The following is a 17,262-nucleotide window of genomic DNA, read 5'->3' as shown; positions in this document are numbered from 1 at the left end:
TTCAGCTGTCCTGTTTTTTATTAAAGGAGGAAAATCATGTCTGAACTTAAGAAAACACCATTGTATGATTATTACCAGGAATCCGGGGTCAAGGTCATCGACTTTTCGGGTTGGGCACTGCCTGTACAATTCAGCAGCATCAAGGAAGAACATACTGCTGTGCGTGAAGCCATGGGAATGTTCGAGGTCAGCCATATGGGTGAGATACTCGTGGAAGGCAATGAAGCTGAAGCGTTTGTAAACTATGCGCTGAGCAACAATGCTGAGAAGCTTACGGATGTAAAAGCACAATACACGATGCTCTGCAACGAGCAGGGCGGAGTCATCGATGACCTCGTCATCTACAAGCTCGAAGAGCAGAAATATCTCCTTGTAGTGAATGCCGGCAATACGGACAAGGACTACGAATGGCTCAAGTCCATCTCCGGCTATGACGCAACAGTGACGAATGTATCGAAGGAGTACGGCCAGATTGCAATACAGGGGCCGGATGCCAGGGCAGCAGTCCAAAAGCATGTGGATGAAGACATCAGCGAAATGAAGATGTTCCAGTTCAGGAAAGACGTAGACATCAACGGATGCAACGTCATCCTGTCCCAGAGTGGGTACACTGGTGAGGATGGATTTGAAATCTACTGTGCTGCCGAAGATACTGAAAAGCTCTGGAAGCTGTTCATCGACGAAGGCGCTGCACCATGCGGCCTTGGTTCCCGTGATACATTGAGGCTTGAAGCAGGTCTGCCTCTCCATGGCCAGGACCTCACAGAAGAAATCACACCTATTGAAGCGAACATGGGCTTTGCCGTAAAAGTGGACAAGGGTGATTTCATCGGCAGGGACGTCCTGAAGGAACAGAAGGAGAACGGTGCACCAAGAAAGCTTGCCGGCTTCGAACTGGTGGGCAAAGGCATAGCAAGGACGGATTATGAAGTGACTGACAGCGAGGGCAACAAGGTCGGCTATGTAACCAGCGGTACACAGTCCCCACTGACCAAACGTTCAATCGGTCTTGCCCTTGTAGACCGCGACTTCCACGAAATCGACAAAACGTTCAACATCAAAGTCAGGAACAGGGATGTGGAAGCCAAGTTCGTCAAAACACCATTCCACAAAAATTAAGAGTATAAGGGAGTGTATGAATTGAGTCATCGTTATTTACCATTAACTGAAAAAGATAAGAAGGATATGCTCGATACGATCGGTATCGACAGCATTTCCGAACTGTTCGAGGATATTCCTGAGAACGTAAGATTCAAAGGAGAACTCAATCTTAAGGAAAGAAAGAGTGAAACAGCACTGCTGCGCGAACTCGCGAACATTTCCAACAAGAACATCACATCCGAAACCCATGTTTCCTTCCTGGGTGCCGGTGTCTATGACCACTATATCCCTACAGTAGTGGACCACGTCATTTCCCGTTCAGAATTCTATACGGCCTACACACCATATCAGCCGGAAATTTCCCAAGGGGAGCTGCAGGCAATCTTCGAATTCCAGACGCTCATTTCCGAACTGACTGCCATGGATGTTGCAAACTCATCCATGTATGATGGTCCGACAGCCTTCGCAGAAGCTGCAACGATGGCAGCCGGCCAGACCCGCAAGAAGAAGGTCGTCGTTTCAAAAGGTGTACATTACCAGGCGATTGAAGTGCTCAAATCCTACTGCAAGGCGCAGGGCATCGAAGTAGTCGAAGTTGAGCTTGACGGCACTTATACGGACCTTGAAAAGCTGGATGCTGCATCTGACGAAGATACTGCAGCAGTGATGGTCCAATACCCGAACTTCTTCGGATCCATCGAAGATCTCGAGGAGATGGAGAAGATCGCCCACAAGCATAAAGGTCTCTTCGTCGTAAACAGCAACCCGCTGGCACTGAGCCTCTTGACGCCTCCGGGTGAATTCGGGGCGGACATCGTCACTGGAGATACACAGGTTTTCGGTATCCCTACACAATTCGGCGGTCCGCACTGTGGCTACTTTGCAGCAACCAAGAAGCTCATGAGGAAAATGCCGGGCAGACTTGTAGGCCAGACTCAGGACGACGATGGAAACCGCGGCTTCGTCCTTACCCTCCAGGCGCGTGAACAGCACATCAGAAGGGACAAGGCGACAAGCAACATCTGTTCCAACCAGGCGTTGAACGCCCTTGGATCTTCAGTTGCGATGAGTGCCCTCGGCAAGAATGGTGCTGTTGAGATGGCAGAGCAGAATATCCAGAAGACATATTATATGAAGAATCAGCTTCAGTCTGCAGGATTCACTGTATTGGAAGGCCAGTCCTTCAATGAGTTTGCAGTCAAACTGTCCAAGGATATCGACGAAATCAATGACGAACTGCTCGAGCACGGCTATATTGGTGGATACAACCTCGGCAAAGTGGATTCCGGACTTGCCAACCACATGCTGATTGCAGTGACAGAATTGCGTACGAAAGAAGAAATAGATGGATTTGTCGAAAGGTTGGGTGAATACAATGCTTAAAGGATCCAGTCCTTTGATTTTTGAAAGAAGCACAGAAGACCGTTTTGCCTATTCACTTCCTGATCTGGAAGTGGAGAAAAAGGATCTCAGCGACATCGTGGACAGCAAGTTCATCCGCCAGACTAAAGCGGAACTTCCTGAAATCAGTGAACTTGACCTGATGCGCCACTATACTGAGCTCTCGAACAAGAACCATGGTGTGGACTCCGGTTTCTACCCACTCGGTTCATGTACGATGAAATACAATCCGAAAATCAACGAAAAAGTTGCCAGGATGCCAGGATTTGCATACAGCCATCCACTCCAGAGCGACAAGACGATCCAGGGGTCACTTGAAATCACCTATGATATGCAGGAACACCTTAAAGAGATCACTGGCATGGACGAAATCACTCTGCAGCCTGCTGCAGGTGCACAGGGTGAATGGACTGCACTGATGATGATCAAGGCATTCCACGAGGATAATGGCGACTTCAAGCGTACGAAGGTCATCGTTCCGGATTCAGCACACGGTACAAACCCTGCAAGTGCAGTGGTTGCCGGATTCGAAGCTGTTACTGTGAAATCCAATGACAGGGGGCTTGTGGACATCGACCACCTCAGAAGCCTGGTCGGGGATGACACGGCAGCCATCATGCTGACCAACCCGAACACACTCGGACTCTTCGAGGAGGACATCCTTGAAATCCGCGACATCGTACACGAAGCAGGCGGCAAACTCTACTATGATGGCGCCAACCTGAATGCGATCATGGCAAAAGTAAGACCTGGGGACATGGGCTTCGATGCCGTACACCTCAACCTGCACAAGACATTCACCGGCCCTCACGGCGGCGGTGGACCAGGTTCCGGACCAATCGGCGTCAAATCTGAACTTGCCAAGTACCTTCCGAAACCAGTCATCGTCAAAAATGATGACGGCTCCTACAAGGTCGAGCATGATGTACCGAAGAGCATCGGACGCGTCAAGCCGTTCTTCGGCAACTTCGGCATCTATCTCCGTGCCTATACGTACATCCGTACGATGGGACCAGACGGCCTCAAGGAAGTTTCAGAGATTGCGGTACTCAATGCCAACTACATGATGAGAAGGCTCGAAGGTACATTCGACCTGCCTTACAAGCAGCACTGTAAGCATGAGTTCGTCATCAGCGGATCAAGGCAGAAGAAGATGGGTGTGCGTACGCTCGATATGGCGAAACGCCTGCTCGACTTCGGCTACCACCCGCCAACCATCTACTTCCCGCTCAACGTCGAAGAGTGCATGATGATCGAACCGACAGAGACCGAATCCAAGGAAACATTGGATGGCTTCGTCGATACACTGATCGGCATCTCGAAAGAGGCGGAAGAGAATCCGGATATCGTCCTGGAAGCACCTCATACGACAGTCATCGGCCGTCTGGACGAAACACAGGCAGCAAGAAAGCCTGTATTGAGATTCCAGCGTGAAGACATTGTAGACGAAAAATAGAGCCAATAGTAAAGTCCCCATACTCCTGAGGAGCATGGGGACTTTCATGTTGCATCATCTGTTTTTCGATTTTATTTTTCCGGTCCATTTGCTGATGCCGTTCTTCAGCATATAGACTTCCGTATAGCCTGCCTTCCTCAGCATCCTGCCGGCTCTGATGGACAGACGGCCATTCTGGTCATAGAGGTAGATCGGCTTGTCCTTGCGGAGTGAATTCATCTTCATTGAAAAATTCATCATCGGTATGTTCCTGGCCCCCATGATATGACCATATTCGTACTTTTCCTTTTCCCTCAAGTCTATCAGCTGGACGCGCCTCAAGTCCTTCTTGAATTCTTCCTGAGGCAGCGCCTTGACGCTCTTCATGTTCCTGTAGCCGTTCAGCACCAGAATCAGTAGGACGACGACTGCAGCCAACAGGATGATCAACCAAGTATCCAATTTACATCTCTCCTTAAAAACTTCACATAAGTTTATTATAGAGATGTTTGATATAATTTAAAAGAGAAAATGATGGGAGAGATCAATATGGCAAACAACATATGGTACTATATCGCAAGTGGAAAGAACGATGCCGTACATAACATGGCTCTGGATGAACTGCTCATGGAAAAGGTCCGTGCAAAGGAAATTCCTGCTGCCATCCGGCTGTATGAATGGGAGACGCCGACGCTGTCGATCGGTTATTTCCAGAAGATGCGCAAGGAGATCGATATCGACCGTGTAAAGGCGTATGGTTATGAGCTCGTTCGCCGGGCCACGGGTGGACGCGGTGTCCTCCATGACAAGGAGCTGACATACAGCGTAGTGCTTCCTGAAGACTATCCGGACATGCCTGAATCAGTCACTGAAAGCTACCGCATACTGTCCCATGGGCTTCTTGAAGGCTTCAGGAACCTGGGTCTTGATGCCAATTTCAGCATCCCACGGACGAATGAGGAAAAGAAGGAGCTGACGAACATCCGCAGCAGTGTATGCTTTGATACGCCAAGCTGGTATGAACTCGTCGTTGAAGGACGTAAAATTGCCGGCAGTGCCCAGACCCGCCAGAATGGCATCATCATGCAGCACGGTTCGATATTGCTTGATGTGGACATCGACCACCTTTTCGACATGTTTACATATACGAATGAGCGGTTCAAAAGCAAAATGAAGGAGGCGTTCAAGGAAAAGGCCGTCGCCATCAATGAAATAAGCAGCAGGCATTTCACAGTGGAGGACCTCTATCCCGCCTTCAAGGATGGGTTCGAAAAGGGTCTCGGCATCTCTACGGAACCCTACGCGCTTACAGTGGAGGATGAAAAGCGGCTGGAGGAAATCAAAGAGAAGTATGCTTCAGATGAATGGAACTATAGGAGATGAAAAAAGAGCCGCTCGGTCGAGCGGCTCTTTTCTATCTGTTCATTTTCCTGTATTTCCTCTTGGACTTCCTCAGTGCTTTCCTGTATTTCCTCTGGCTTGGTGTAAGTACGAAGAAATAATAGATGCCATACATGATCAGACCAAGTACAAGGAGGAATATCAGGGAGTTGACGATCATGCCCATGAAGTAATCGAGGTTGGTTATAAGACCCAGTGCCGCTATCGCAAGCACCAGATACAGCAGGAACTTTTTCATCATCATACGCTCCTTAATAATTTGTTGAAAGATTTGATCGCTACTTCGACCTGATGGTCGTCGGGCTGCTTTGTGGTCAGAAGCTGAAGCATCAGCCCCGGGATACCAAGCCATTTGAGCACGGGAATGTGCCTGACACGGTTCGTGAACTGGAGGAATTCGAACGACAGGCCGATCACGACCGGGATGAGTGCAATCCGGTTGAGGACCCTGACATACAGGGGATCGACCGGAACGAACATGTACACTACAAAGCCGACGAGTACAGTGAAGAGGATGAAAGAACTCCCGCATCGGTAATGCAGGCGGGAATGTGCCTGTACATTATCGATCGTCAGCTCCTTTTCACCTTCAAAGGTGTTGATCACCTTATGCTCTGCACCATGGTACTGGAAGAGCCGCCTGATCATCGGCGTCATCGAAATCACATAGATATAGACAAGCAGCAGGATCAGTTTGAAGAAGGACTCCAAAAATACCTGTCCGGCATGTGATGTGACGATTCCGGAAAACACTTCGGCGATGAAGACGGGGATCAGGGTGAAGAGGAACTTCCCTACGAGGAATGAGAGTATTCCTACAATCACTGTGGAAAGGACGATTTTGGCCGTGTTGGCCTCCTGCTTCTCCTGTGCAATCTCCCCGTCATCCTCCGGTGCCCTCTCAAAGCGGTCAGCCGCAAATTCCATATGCTTCATGCCATAGATGCTGGACTCTATGATTGCCACGTTGCCCCTCAGTATCGGAATCTTCTTGAGCTTCTTCACCCATTCCTTCTCGGGGCGTTCCATTTCAAAATACTCTATTTCATCATTGTTCCGGCGGATTGCCGTCACCATACTGTTCTGCGACTGGAACATGACGCCTTCGACCACTGCCTGGCCGCCGAATTTCGGTTTATCCATTTATCTCGACGCTTCCTTCTATCAATAGTATTCGTGTGCGCTGCGCAGCTGCTCGATGCCCTGTTCATAGAGGGCGGAGTCGGATGCCTCAATGCCGTTTGCAATCGTATCGAGTGCCGCCCTGATATCACCGTTGGCCAGCTGGATGGCATTGTGCTGCCTCTCGAGGTACTCATCAAGCTCGATGCCGTCGGAACTTTCATCATATGCCTCCATCGTTTCAAACAGCTCTGATGAAATTTCTTCGAAATCCGATTCCAAACCGGAAAGTTCTTCCCCATCATAATTCGACAGCAGTCCGTCCATGTCGGTGAGGCTGCGTTCCATCCCTCCGGCATAATCGGTGACGATATCGACATAGCTGTTGATGTCAGGATTGCCGATGACGGACTTCATTTTGGAAATGTCTTCCTTCAACGCTTCGAGACGCTGGGTATTCTTCTGAAAGTTGACCTCCTCGGTCTGGAGGATACCCTTCAGCTCCTCGTTGCGCTCGTTGGCCTGCTCCAGCTCCTGTTCGATTGTCGGGTTCCCGCAGGCACCCAGAAGCAGTGCCGTCAGAGGTATATATATTAAACGTTTCATAGACTCATTCTCCTGTATCTCATTGTATTATATTATCATGTTATTATGAAAGATGATATTCATATGCAAAGGTCGCTTTTCCATTTTGGGAAATATACGGCCTTATTCAAATTGGAGGCAATGGTTTACTGAAATCATCATGAATTTAATGTAAAATATAGTTTGAAAGGTGGAGTAGATGCAAATGATTAAATTTGATAAGGTCAGAACCCTGATCGACAAGAACAACCTGGATGCCATACTCGTCATGAGTGGCTACAACCGGCGCTACCTCACGGGATTCACCGGTTCCAGCGGCGCTGCAATCATTACGAAGGAAGGCCGTTTCCTCATATCGGACTTCAGGTACAAGGCACAGGCAGCCAATCAGGCCGAGCACTTCGAATTCGTCCTTCAGGATAAGGGGCTCCTTGATTTCATCATGGAATTCCTGGAGACAAAAGGGCTTCGGACGATCGGCTTTGAAGGCCAGCATGTGAACTATAATACTTATGCACAGCTGGACGCGAAATTCGAACTCGTGCCGCTTAACAATGAAATCGAAAGAATCCGGATGTATAAGACATCGGACGAGGTTTCACTGATAAGGAAAGCATGTGAAATTGCCGATGAGACGTATGAACACATCCTGAAGTTCATCAAGCCCGGCCAGAGCGAACTTGAGGTGCGGAATGAACTCGAGCACCATATGCGCAAGCTTGGTGCGGAAGGTTCAAGCTTCGATATCATAGTGGCCAGCGGCGAGCGTGGCGCACTGCCCCATGGGGTCGCCTCCGATAAGAAGATCGAGGCCGGCGAGATGGTGACGCTCGACTTCGGTGCATACTATGAAGGCTATGCTTCCGATATCACAAGATCATTCGGTGTCGGATCTGTGACGGAAGAAATGGAAAAAGTGCATGATATTGTGTTAACATCACAATTGGCCGCATTGGATGGAATCAGAACCGGCATGACGGGAAGGGAAGCTGATGCGATCGCCCGTGATATCATCACGGAGCAGGGCTACGGTGAAAACTTCGGTCACTCGCTCGGCCATGGCTTCGGACTCGAGGTCCATGAAATGCCGGGACTCGCCAAATCCAGTGATATGGTGCTTGAAAAGGACATGTGCGTGACAGTGGAGCCGGGCATCTACATCGATGGCGTCGGCGGCGTCCGCATAGAAGATGACTGCATCCTTACTGACGGGGGACTTGAAAAACTTTCCCACAGCAGTAAAGAGCTGTTCATCATATGATTCGAAACAGAAACCTAGGAGGAATATCATGATTTCAGTCAATGATTTCAAAACAGGACTAACAGTGGAAGTGGACGGCGGCATCTGGAGGGTAGTCGAATTCCAGCATGTCAAACCGGGTAAAGGGGCTGCATTCGTAAGAAGCAAGCTCAGAAACCTCAGAACAGGTGCAATTCAGGAGAAGACATTCCGCGCAGGTGAAAAGGTCGGCCGCGCACAGATCGACAACAGGAAGATGCAGTATCTCTACGCAGATGGGGATGCCCATGTATTCATGGACAACAACACATACGACCAGGTCGAACTCCAGGCTTCAGCACTCCAGGAAGAATTGAAGTATCTCAAGGAGAACATGAACGTCTCCCTGATCATGTACGAAGGGGAGACACTGGGTGTGGAACTTCCAAAATCAGTGGAACTGCAGGTCTCCGAAACTGAGCCGGGCATCAAGGGTGATACGGCAAGCGGTGCGACAAAATCCGCAACGCTCGAGACCGGCCTTGTGCTCCAGGTTCCACTTTTCGTCAATGAAGGGGATATGCTGGTCATCAGCACGGATGACGGCAGCTACGTTTCCCGTGCATAAAAATAAAAGCAGATTTCGATCTGCTTTTATTTTTTCCTTGAATTGGTACGACCACTTGCGTAAAATATAAGACAGAAATTTTGAATGTTAAGGAGCAGTAGACATGAAACTCGAATATATTGATGAACTGATTAGTAAAATGGAAAAAGCCTCCCTGACCGAGCTTTCGTACAAGGATGGAGAAGTCGACATCAAGTTGAAGCGTGACAGCATGAATGAACAGCAGAATACACCTGCACCCGTATCCGCTGCACCGCAGCAGCCCAAGCCGGCGCAGAGTACGGAACCTGCTCCAAAAGAGGAGGGCAAAGTCATCAAGGCACCGATGGTCGGTACATTCTACAAAGCTTCCTCCCCGGAGGCCGATGCCTATGTGAAAGTCGGCGACAAGGTCGAGAATTCAACGGTCGTATGCATTCTCGAAGCAATGAAGCTGTTCAATGAGATCCAGGCGGAAATTTCCGGTGAAATCGTCGAAATCCTCGTGGAAGATGGAGAAATGGTTGAATACGACCAGCCATTGTTCAGAGTACAATGATCAATAAGATACTAGTAGCCAACCGCGGGGAGATTGCCGTCCGCATCATCAGGGCATGTACGGAACTGGGCATCGACTCGGTCAGTATATATTCTGAAGCAGACAAGGACAGCCTTCACCGGAAGATCGCCACTGAATCCTACTGCGTCGGACCCAAGCTCTCCAAGGACAGCTACCTCGACATGATCAGCATCATCACCATCGCCAAAAAGACCGGATGTGACGCCATCCATCCAGGATACGGCTTCCTTGCCGAAAACAGCGATTTTGCCGAAATGTGCGAAGCCTCCAACATCATATTCATCGGACCCATGCATGAGACCATCGCGCTCATGGGTGTCAAGGATGTCGCCAAGGATACGATGAAGAAGGCAGGCGTACCGACTGTTCCAGGCAGCGAAGGTGTGGTCGCCTCCGTTGAAGAAGCGAAGCAGATTGCCGAGGAGATCGGTTATCCGGTCATCATCAAGGCAAGCTATGGCGGCGGCGGCAAGGGAATCCGTGTTGCACGTGATGAAGCCTCCCTCATCCAGAACTACAAAATGACCGAACAGGAGGCGGAGAGTGCCTTCGGCAACAAGAGCCTCTATATCGAAAAGTACATCGAGAACTTCCGTCACATCGAAATACAGGTGCTCGGGGATTATCACGGGAACGTCGTCCACCTGGGCGAGCGCGATTGTACAATCCAGCGTCGCATGCAGAAGCTTGTCGAAGAGGCGCCGAGTCCGGTACTTTCGGAACAGAAGCGTATGGAGATGGGTGAAACCGCAGTGACTGCCGCCAAAAGCATCGACTATATCGGTGCCGGCACGATCGAGTTCATCTATGACCTGAATGAGGACCGTTTCTACTTCATGGAGATGAATACACGCATCCAGGTCGAACATCCCGTCACAGAGATGATCACGGGCATAGATCTGGTCAAGATGCAGATAAAGGTCGCCAGAAGGGAGCCGATACCTTTCAAGCAGGAGGAGATCGAGTTCAGGGGCCATGCCATCGAACTGCGCATCAATGCCGAGAACCCGTACAAGAACTTCATGCCGTCGGCAGGAAAGATCCGTGAATTCATCACACCAGGCGGCTACGGCGTCCGGCTCGATTCAGCATGCTACTCCGGATACGTCATCCCGCCGTACTACGATTCGATGATCGCCAAGCTCATTACACATGCCGATTCAAGGGAAGAAGCCATTCAGACCGCGCTTCGAGCACTTGGTGAGTTCAAGATCGGCGGGGTGGATACGACCATTCCGTTCCATACGAACCTGCTGCTCCATCAATCATTCAGATCGAATGATTATAATACTGATTTCCTCTCAAATCATGATATAATGAATTGACGAGGTGATTAACATGAGAATTCAGGAAGACAAGACAAATCTTGGGAATATAGAGATATCACCAGAGGTGCTCGAAGTGATTGCCAGCATTGCGGTTACCGAAACTGATGGTGTGCATGCGTTGCAGAACAACTTTGCCAGTGGAAACTTCGAAAAGATAGGCAAGAAGTACAGGGGCCGCGGCGTAAAGGTGGAAACCAGGGACAATGAAGTCAGGCTCTCCATCTATGTTTCTCTTTCCGCAGATCGCAACGTACATGAAACGGCTGAGCGCATACAGAAGAATGTCAGCCAGACGATACGGAACATGACGGAGCATGATGTCAAAGAAGTCAATGTACACATCGTAAATATTAAATAAATGAACATTAGATAGGTGTTAATAATGAACAGACACGAGCAACGTAAAAAAATCTTCCAGATCATCTTCCAGGTCGACCACGGCCTGGTTGGGGTGGAGGAGACCGCATTCCATCATCTCTACAGGGACTACGATTACATCAGGCAGATCGTGGACTATTTCCTCGAAAACAGTGAGGCTGTCGATCGCGACATAAGTGATCATCTGACCAGCTACACACTTGAAAGGATCCCGAAGGTCGAACGCAATATCCTGAGGACGGCAATCTCCGAACTGCTCCATGGTGATTCTCCGCAGAGGGTCGTCATCAATGAAGCGATCCTGCTCACCAAACTGTATGGGGAGAAGGATGGATACCGTTTTGTGAACGGCGTCCTGAAGAATTTCATCACCGAAACGGATGAACAATCCAATGGAGAACACTAAGTATCTCACCGTCGGTGCACTGACCAAATATCTCAAATATAAATTCGACCAGGACCCGTATCTGACACGGGTCTTTCTCAAAGGTGAACTTTCAAATGTGAAGCACCACACGAGCGGCCATATATTCTTTGCACTGAAGGATGGCAGTTCGGTCATCCGAGCCATCATGTTCTCCCGATATGCCAATGGGATGAAGTTCAAGCCTGAAGAAGGCCAGAGTGTCCTCATCGAAGGCAGGGTCAGCATATTCGAATCCAGCGGCCAATATCAGATATATGCCGAAAAAATGGAGATGGACGGCATCGGACTCCTGTTTGAACAGCTGGAGAAGGACAAGAAGCAGCTTGCCGAACAGGGCTACTTTTCAAAGGAGCACAAAAAGCTCCTGCCGAAGTATCCGAAAACCGTCACCATCGTCAGTTCCGAGACGGGCGCAGCCATAAAGGATATGCTCACCACACTATCAAGGCGCTACCCGCTTGTCGAAGTGACCGTCATCAATACATTGATGCAGGGTACGAAGAGCAGACAGGCGGTGATCGACAACCTTGAGCATGCAGATGCGCTCGAGAATGACGTCGTCATCCTGGCGCGCGGCGGCGGATCGATAGAAGACCTCTGGACTTTCAATGAAAAGGAAGTGGCCCTCAAGGTCTTCGATATGAAGACACCCGTCATAACCGGCATCGGACATGAAACGGATACCACACTCGTGGACTACATATCCGATATGAGGGCGCCGACGCCTACAGCTGCTGCTGAAATGGCGGTACCGGATCAGAGGGACATCATGGAACGGCTGATCCAGGCCCAGAATTTCATCTCCGACCGCATCTTCAGGAAACTGGATGTGGGCAGGAACCAGCTAGATGCCCTGAGCAGCTACTATAAACTGAAGAACCCGGACCTCCTCTATGACCAGCAGGCCGAGAAGCTCGTCACCCTGAAGGATGGGCTGGACGACAAAATGCAGCAGTCCATCCGTGAAAGGCACTACCGCCTCTCAGCCCTGAAGGAAGGTGTGAAGTACAACACCCCTGAACCTGCCATACGGAGGAGCCTTGAAATATTGGATGACAGGAAGTCCCGGCTCGACCGGTCCATGACAATCAGAACGAACGAATCGAAGCACAACCTCACCCGCATGGTCGAAAGCCTGAACTCCCTGAGCCCCACCAATGTACTTCTGCGGGGCTATTCCTACACTACAGGCGGAGGCGGCATCATCAAGGATGCCGCAGACCTGCAGCCGGGCGACGAAGTGCAGACGACTTTTGCACGGGGAAGCATTGTATCGAAAGTGACAGAGGTGAACGAAGATGACAGAAACCAAAAGTGAAACGTTTGAAGAGAAGATGAAGCACCTGGAGCAGATCGTCAAGCAGCTCGATGAAGATGAGGTTTCACTCGAAGAATCCCTCAAGCTTTATCAGAAAGGCGTCGAACTGACTGCGGAGTGCGAGAAGATATTGAAAGATGCCGAGCTGAAAGTCGAAACCTTGAACCGTAAGGGAGCAGAGGATGAATAGAGATATGCAGGCATACCTTGAAGCAACCGAATCCCGCATTCTGGCACACCTCGGAGAGAATCATGTATCGGACACGATCCGTGTCGCGAGCAGCTATTCGATAAAGGCTGGCGGGAAAAGATTCCGTCCGTACCTCCTATTTGCCACACTTGAGGCGCTTGGGGAGGATCCGATGAAAGGTGCCGATGCTGCGGCAGCCATCGAGATGATCCATACCTATTCGCTCATCCATGATGATCTTCCTGCCATGGACGATGACGACTATAGGCGGGGGAAGCCGACGAACCATAAGGTGTTCGGTGAGGCGGCAGCCATCCTGGCGGGGGATACCCTGCTGACAGAGAGCTTCAGCATCGTATCATCAGATGAATCGCTTTCAGCGGACAAGCGCATTTCCATCATCAGCCGCATTGCATCAAAAGCCGGCTTCAATGGCATGATCGGTGGACAGATGCTCGATATGGAAGCTGAAGGGAAGGAAATCAGCTTCTCCGAGCTTGAACACATCCATCAGTACAAGACCGGCCAGCTGATCGTCCTTCCGGTGGAGTGTGCCTGCATCATTGCAGACGCGCCGCCGGAAACCAGCGGGCGGCTCATCGCGTTTGCCGAAAAACTGGGTATCCTCTTCCAGATCAGGGATGACATACTTGATGTCGAGGGGGACATGGCAGTTACGGGCAAGGAGGCAGGCAGTGATGAACGCAAAAACAAGATGACATACGTCAGCACCTATGGGCTGGAAGGCGCCCACAGGGAGCTTGCCGCCCTTACGGATGAAGCCGCCGGACTGCTCGACCGCCTGTCTGAAAACATCAATACAGAAGAACTTCATAATGTGCTGCAGATGTTTGCAGTGAGAGACCAATGATAATTCATATTCCATGAATTATCATTTTTATTTTTTACCTGTTGATAAAAGTGGTATAATTGGCATTAGCAAATTTAAAGGTGGTTGCTATATGAATCTATATAGTATAAAAGACCCATCATTCCTGAAACAGAAGAATGATGAGGAACTAAAAATACTGGCACAGGATGTAAGGGAATTTCTGATCCAGTCATGCTCGAGGACAGGCGGCCATATAGGGGCCAACCTCGGTGTGGTGGAACTGACGATTGCCCTGCATAAGCATTTCGATTCGCCAGATGACCGGCTGATTTTCGATGTGGGTCATCAGGCTTATATTCATAAGATTCTCACCGGCCGGATCAGTGAGTTTGAAACGCTCAGACAATACAAGGGATTGTGCGGCTTTCCGAAGATGCGCGAATCCGACCATGACGTCTGGGAAGCGGGTCATTCATCCACCAGCCTATCGGCAGCCATGGGCATCGCAAAAGCGCGTGATATAAAAGGGGAGGACCACCATGTCATTCCCGTAATCGGTGACGGTGCACTGACAGGGGGCATGGCCCTTGAAGCACTCAACCACATCGGATCTGACAGGACGAACATGACCATCATCCTGAATGACAATGAGATGAGCATAGCGCCGAACGTCGGGGCGATGCACAACATGCTCGGCAGGATGCGCACGAACACGCAGTACAACAGGGTCAAGCATGATATAGAAGATTTCCTGAACCGTCTGCCCCAGGTGGGGTCGAGGCTCAGGGACATGGCGGACAGGATAAAGGACAGCATGAAGTACCTCGTCGTCGACGGCGTGTTCTTCGAAGAGCTCGGCATCAAGTATATCGGGCCGGTGGACGGCCATGACTTTGCGGAGCTGTCCAATGCGATAAACATTTCCAAGGACTATAAGGGTCCCGTGGTCATCCATGTCATCACCAAGAAGGGCAAGGGATATCATCCTGCCGAAGACGACAAACTCGGCAAGTGGCACGGCCTCGGGCCATACAAGATAGACACGGGTGAGGTGCTGGGCAGCAAGTCCACACCTTCATGGAGTGAATTCATGTCCAACACCGTCCTTGAGCGTGCCAAAAAGGATGAGCGGATCGTTGCATTGACACCCGCGATGCCTGTCGGCAGCAAGCTGATCAAGTTCCAGAATGAACTGCCTGAACGCTTCTTTGATGTCGGCATTGCCGAACAGCATGCAGTCACCATGTCGGGCGGCCTCGCTGCAAGCGGCATGCGCCCGTACCTTGCGATCTATTCCACATTCCTGCAGCGCGGATACGACCAGCTGCTGCATGATGTCGACCGTCAGAACCTGAACGTCTTCCTCGGCATCGACCGCAGTGGACTTGTCGGCGCTGATGGTGAGACCCACCAGGGTGTCTTCGACATCAGTTTCATCTCCCCACTGCCGAACATGACACTGATGATGCCGAAGGATGAGATTGAAGCGGAACAGATGATCGACCTCGCCTTCGAGCACGAAGGACCTGTCGCACTCAGGTATCCCCGCGGCAACATCAAAGGCATCGAAGCGCCTGCACCACGTGAACCTCTCGAATATGGCAGCTGGGAGACGGTCATGGAAGGGGACGACCTTTCCATCATCTCCTTCGGTCCGACATTGGACCTTGCGATAGATGCAGCAGTGGCACTCAAGGAGGCGGGCATCAATGCCGGCGTCATCAATGCCCGGTTCATCAAGCCGATGGATGAGGAGATGCTCCAATCCATCGGGTATGCAGGGAAACCGGTCCTCACAGTCGAGGAGACCATGCTGAATGGGGGGCTCGGCAGTATGATCGCTGCCTTCATGGCCGACCATGGATTCAAGAATGGAATCAGGCGGATCGGCATCGATAATGAATATGTAGAGCATGGGGATGTCAATAAGCTTCTGGAGGATATCGGCATCACTACAGATAATATCATCCTTCAGTCCAAAACCCTCCTGGAGCTGGAAAATGAAAAAGAAATCAAGAATTGATGACCATCTCCATGAGCACTTCAATCTGGGCACCCTGGAGGAAGTCAGGCGGATCATCATGGCGGGAAAGGTGCTCAACAACAATCAGCCAGTCTACAAGCCATCCGAAATCATCGACGTCAATAAGGCGGATATACGATTCAAGAACATCAAACCATACGTGTCGAGGGGCGGCATCAAGCTTGACCATGCCGTAAAATCCTTCGGTATGGAGCTGTCCGGGAAGGTTGTCACCGATATCGGCAGTTCCACTGGCGGTTTTACGGACTGTGCCCTGCAAAAAGGTGCTGTACATGTTTATGCAGTCGATGTCGGCACCAACCAGCTCGACTACAGGCTTCGTACCGACGATCGTGTAACCGTCATGGAACAGACGAACTTCAAGGATACTGAGGCTCCCCAATTCAACCTGAAGCCGGATGTATTCACAATAGATGTGTCGTTCACATCCATCATTCCGATATTGCGCCATATCATTCATTTGTTCAGACATGAGTATGTGATCGTTGCGCTCATCAAGCCCCAGTTTGAATCCTACCTTGAAGAAAGGGAGGACAGCGGCATCATCACATCAAAGGAAACGCATGAGAATGTAATACGGCGTGTACTCGCAGAATGCGGGTCCCTCGGGCTTTCAGCGGAAGGGCTCGCCCGATCCCCGATCACCGGAACCAAAGGGAACATCGAGTATCTGTTCTACTTGAGGCATGGCGAGGGGGAAGCATCAACCATAGAAGAAGAGGACATTCAGCATAGTGTTTATGGCTGATGTCCTTTTTTATGTCATCCAAATCCATTTTGTGATATTATATGTATAAATATACAAAAGGGGTACGCGAGGAGGACAACCATGTCTAATAAATCAATTCGACAGATAAAGATCAGGGAAATCATCACCAACAGCAAGGTGGAGACGCAGGAGGATCTGGTGGAACGGCTGAATGAATACAACTTCAATGTCACCCAGGCCACAGTCTCCCGGGATATCAAGGAACTCCAGCTCATCAAGGTGCCGACTCCGAGCGGCGCCTACATCTACAGCATGCCTAAAGACCGCAAGTTCCATCCTCTCGAAAAGCTGGGCAGGTATCTCATGGACAGCTTCGTAAAACTGGATTATACAGAAAACCTGCTGGTGTTGAAGACGCTGCCCGGAAATGCCCAGTCGATCGGGGCCATCATCGATCAGCTCGAATGGGAGGAGGTCGTCGGCACGATATGTGGTGACGACACATGTCTCATGATATGCAGGAACGAGGAAGCACAGAAGGAAATCAGGGATCGGATATTCAATTTGATCTAAATTGGAGTGTTT

20 protein-coding genes are annotated in these 17,262 nt (G+C 50.2%); 16 read left to right on the top strand and 4 right to left on the bottom strand.

Annotation, left to right across the window (positions count from 1 at the left end; all coding sequences use genetic code 11):
- Nucleotides 1-33: 33 nt before the first annotated feature.
- From gcvT to gcvPB, 3 genes are read left to right on the top strand one after another with little or no spacing between them, the layout of a single operon-like run.
- Nucleotides 34-1,119 carry a glycine cleavage system aminomethyltransferase GcvT gene (gene gcvT, locus EDC33_RS02060; protein ID WP_124010023.1) on the top strand — a complete coding sequence of 362 codons (1,086 nt, stop codon included), beginning with the start codon at nucleotides 34-36 and terminating at the stop codon, nucleotides 1,117-1,119.
- A gap of 21 nt (nucleotides 1,120-1,140) precedes the next feature.
- A complete protein-coding gene (gcvPA, locus tag EDC33_RS02055; RefSeq protein WP_040104822.1) occupies nucleotides 1,141-2,484 on the top strand; it encodes an aminomethyl-transferring glycine dehydrogenase subunit GcvPA in 1,344 nt (447 codons plus the stop codon).
- Nucleotides 2,477-3,958: an aminomethyl-transferring glycine dehydrogenase subunit GcvPB gene (gene gcvPB / locus EDC33_RS02050; protein WP_040104668.1), complete on the top strand. Its 1,482-nt coding sequence runs from the start codon at nucleotides 2,477-2,479 to the stop codon at nucleotides 3,956-3,958. The genes gcvPA and gcvPB overlap by 8 nt, the downstream gene beginning before the upstream one ends.
- 54 nt (nucleotides 3,959-4,012) lie before the next feature.
- Here the strand turns inward: gcvPB and EDC33_RS02045 are convergent, their stop codons facing one another.
- Nucleotides 4,013-4,399, bottom strand: coding sequence for a rhodanese-like domain-containing protein (locus tag EDC33_RS02045; protein WP_124010022.1), 387 nt, complete (start codon nucleotides 4,397-4,399; stop codon nucleotides 4,013-4,015).
- A gap of 87 nt (nucleotides 4,400-4,486) precedes the next feature.
- On the opposite strand from EDC33_RS02045, the gene EDC33_RS02040 reads away from it, so the two are divergent.
- The gene (locus tag EDC33_RS02040) at nucleotides 4,487-5,320 is read left to right on the top strand and encodes a lipoate--protein ligase family protein (RefSeq protein ID WP_094906038.1); all 834 of its coding nucleotides are present in this window, start codon (nucleotides 4,487-4,489) and stop codon (nucleotides 5,318-5,320) included.
- Nucleotides 5,321-5,351: 31 nt separating this feature from the next.
- Here the strand turns inward: EDC33_RS02040 and EDC33_RS02035 are convergent, their stop codons facing one another.
- From EDC33_RS02035 to EDC33_RS02025, 3 genes are read right to left on the bottom strand one after another with little or no spacing between them, the layout of a single operon-like run.
- On the bottom strand, nucleotides 5,352-5,576 hold the full coding sequence (locus tag EDC33_RS02035) for an SA1362 family protein (protein ID WP_094906037.1): 225 nt from the start codon (nucleotides 5,574-5,576) through the stop codon (nucleotides 5,352-5,354).
- 2 nt (nucleotides 5,577-5,578) lie between these two features.
- Complete coding sequence (locus EDC33_RS02030; RefSeq protein WP_124010021.1) at nucleotides 5,579-6,481, bottom strand: DUF1385 domain-containing protein; 903 nt, start codon at nucleotides 6,479-6,481, stop codon at nucleotides 5,579-5,581.
- Between the two features lie 21 nt (nucleotides 6,482-6,502).
- Nucleotides 6,503-7,066: a hypothetical protein gene (locus EDC33_RS02025; protein ID WP_094905590.1), complete on the bottom strand. Its 564-nt coding sequence runs from the start codon at nucleotides 7,064-7,066 to the stop codon at nucleotides 6,503-6,505.
- A 184-nt stretch (nucleotides 7,067-7,250) separates the two neighbouring features.
- Between EDC33_RS02025 and EDC33_RS02020 the strand changes: the two genes are divergently transcribed.
- From EDC33_RS02020 to ahrC, 12 genes are all read left to right on the top strand, one after another.
- Nucleotides 7,251-8,306 carry a M24 family metallopeptidase gene (locus EDC33_RS02020; RefSeq protein WP_124010020.1) on the top strand — a complete coding sequence of 352 codons (1,056 nt, stop codon included), beginning with the start codon at nucleotides 7,251-7,253 and terminating at the stop codon, nucleotides 8,304-8,306.
- Between the two features lie 28 nt (nucleotides 8,307-8,334).
- A complete protein-coding gene (efp, locus tag EDC33_RS02015; protein WP_040104673.1) occupies nucleotides 8,335-8,892 on the top strand; it encodes an elongation factor P in 558 nt (185 codons plus the stop codon).
- A gap of 103 nt (nucleotides 8,893-8,995) precedes the next feature.
- Nucleotides 8,996-9,430 (top strand): acetyl-CoA carboxylase biotin carboxyl carrier protein, encoded by a 435-nt coding sequence (gene accB / locus EDC33_RS02010; protein WP_124010019.1) that lies wholly within the window; start codon nucleotides 8,996-8,998, stop codon nucleotides 9,428-9,430.
- Nucleotides 9,430-10,776 (top strand): acetyl-CoA carboxylase biotin carboxylase subunit, encoded by a 1,347-nt coding sequence (gene accC / locus EDC33_RS02005; protein WP_124010630.1) that lies wholly within the window; start codon nucleotides 9,430-9,432, stop codon nucleotides 10,774-10,776. The genes accB and accC overlap by 1 nt, the downstream gene beginning before the upstream one ends.
- A gap of 13 nt (nucleotides 10,777-10,789) precedes the next feature.
- Nucleotides 10,790-11,137, top strand: a complete 348-nt coding sequence (locus EDC33_RS02000; RefSeq protein WP_052443599.1) for an Asp23/Gls24 family envelope stress response protein — start codon at nucleotides 10,790-10,792, stop codon at nucleotides 11,135-11,137.
- Nucleotides 11,138-11,161: 24 nt separating this feature from the next.
- Entirely contained in the window at nucleotides 11,162-11,563 is a 402-nt protein-coding gene (nusB, locus tag EDC33_RS01995; protein WP_124010018.1) for a transcription antitermination factor NusB, read from the top strand.
- Nucleotides 11,550-12,902: an exodeoxyribonuclease VII large subunit gene (gene xseA, locus EDC33_RS01990; RefSeq protein WP_124010017.1), complete on the top strand. Its 1,353-nt coding sequence runs from the start codon at nucleotides 11,550-11,552 to the stop codon at nucleotides 12,900-12,902. The genes nusB and xseA overlap by 14 nt, the downstream gene beginning before the upstream one ends.
- Nucleotides 12,883-13,092 (top strand): exodeoxyribonuclease VII small subunit, encoded by a 210-nt coding sequence (gene xseB / locus EDC33_RS01985; protein WP_040104677.1) that lies wholly within the window; start codon nucleotides 12,883-12,885, stop codon nucleotides 13,090-13,092. The genes xseA and xseB overlap by 20 nt, the downstream gene beginning before the upstream one ends.
- Nucleotides 13,085-13,963, top strand: a complete 879-nt coding sequence (locus tag EDC33_RS01980; RefSeq protein WP_124010016.1) for a polyprenyl synthetase family protein — start codon at nucleotides 13,085-13,087, stop codon at nucleotides 13,961-13,963. The genes xseB and EDC33_RS01980 overlap by 8 nt, the downstream gene beginning before the upstream one ends.
- A gap of 91 nt (nucleotides 13,964-14,054) precedes the next feature.
- Nucleotides 14,055-15,947, top strand: coding sequence for a 1-deoxy-D-xylulose-5-phosphate synthase (dxs, locus tag EDC33_RS01975; RefSeq protein ID WP_124010015.1), 1,893 nt, complete (start codon nucleotides 14,055-14,057; stop codon nucleotides 15,945-15,947).
- Complete coding sequence (locus tag EDC33_RS01970) at nucleotides 15,925-16,716, top strand: TlyA family RNA methyltransferase (protein WP_094905582.1); 792 nt, start codon at nucleotides 15,925-15,927, stop codon at nucleotides 16,714-16,716. The genes dxs and EDC33_RS01970 overlap by 23 nt, the downstream gene beginning before the upstream one ends.
- A gap of 81 nt (nucleotides 16,717-16,797) precedes the next feature.
- On the top strand, nucleotides 16,798-17,250 hold the full coding sequence (gene ahrC, locus EDC33_RS01965; RefSeq protein ID WP_040104681.1) for a transcriptional regulator AhrC/ArgR: 453 nt from the start codon (nucleotides 16,798-16,800) through the stop codon (nucleotides 17,248-17,250).
- Nucleotides 17,251-17,262: the final 12 nt, after the last annotated feature.

This window comes from Salinicoccus roseus (assembly GCF_003814515.1).
GTDB classification, from domain to species: domain Bacteria; phylum Bacillota; class Bacilli; order Staphylococcales; family Salinicoccaceae; genus Salinicoccus; species Salinicoccus roseus.
Note: the sequence above shows the minus strand (reverse complement) of the source record. Positions and strands in the feature narration are given on the sequence as shown.

What these genes read in the sequence shown, in the direction of transcription:
- gcvPB (WP_040104668.1), top strand. Translation starts at nt 2,477, where the DNA reads ATGCTTAAAGGATCCAGTCCTTTGATTTTTGAAAGAAGCACAGAAGAC.
- EDC33_RS02040 (WP_094906038.1), top strand. Translation starts at nt 4,487, where the DNA reads ATGGCAAACAACATATGGTACTATATCGCAAGTGGAAAGAACGATGCC.
- EDC33_RS02035 (WP_094906037.1), bottom strand. Translation starts at nt 5,576, where the DNA reads ATGAAAAAGTTCCTGCTGTATCTGGTGCTTGCGATAGCGGCACTGGGT.
- EDC33_RS02030 (WP_124010021.1), bottom strand. Translation starts at nt 6,481, where the DNA reads ATGGATAAACCGAAATTCGGCGGCCAGGCAGTGGTCGAAGGCGTCATG.
- EDC33_RS02025 (WP_094905590.1), bottom strand. Translation starts at nt 7,066, where the DNA reads ATGAAACGTTTAATATATATACCTCTGACGGCACTGCTTCTGGGTGCC.
- EDC33_RS02020 (WP_124010020.1), top strand. Translation starts at nt 7,251, where the DNA reads ATGATTAAATTTGATAAGGTCAGAACCCTGATCGACAAGAACAACCTG.
- efp (WP_040104673.1), top strand. Translation starts at nt 8,335, where the DNA reads ATGATTTCAGTCAATGATTTCAAAACAGGACTAACAGTGGAAGTGGAC.
- accB (WP_124010019.1), top strand. Translation starts at nt 8,996, where the DNA reads ATGAAACTCGAATATATTGATGAACTGATTAGTAAAATGGAAAAAGCC.
- EDC33_RS02000 (WP_052443599.1), top strand. Translation starts at nt 10,790, where the DNA reads ATGAGAATTCAGGAAGACAAGACAAATCTTGGGAATATAGAGATATCA.
- nusB (WP_124010018.1), top strand. Translation starts at nt 11,162, where the DNA reads ATGAACAGACACGAGCAACGTAAAAAAATCTTCCAGATCATCTTCCAG.
- xseA (WP_124010017.1), top strand. Translation starts at nt 11,550, where the DNA reads ATGGAGAACACTAAGTATCTCACCGTCGGTGCACTGACCAAATATCTC.
- xseB (WP_040104677.1), top strand. Translation starts at nt 12,883, where the DNA reads ATGACAGAAACCAAAAGTGAAACGTTTGAAGAGAAGATGAAGCACCTG.
- EDC33_RS01980 (WP_124010016.1), top strand. Translation starts at nt 13,085, where the DNA reads ATGAATAGAGATATGCAGGCATACCTTGAAGCAACCGAATCCCGCATT.
- dxs (WP_124010015.1), top strand. Translation starts at nt 14,055, where the DNA reads ATGAATCTATATAGTATAAAAGACCCATCATTCCTGAAACAGAAGAAT.
- EDC33_RS01970 (WP_094905582.1), top strand. Translation starts at nt 15,925, where the DNA reads ATGAAAAAGAAATCAAGAATTGATGACCATCTCCATGAGCACTTCAAT.
- ahrC (WP_040104681.1), top strand. Translation starts at nt 16,798, where the DNA reads ATGTCTAATAAATCAATTCGACAGATAAAGATCAGGGAAATCATCACC.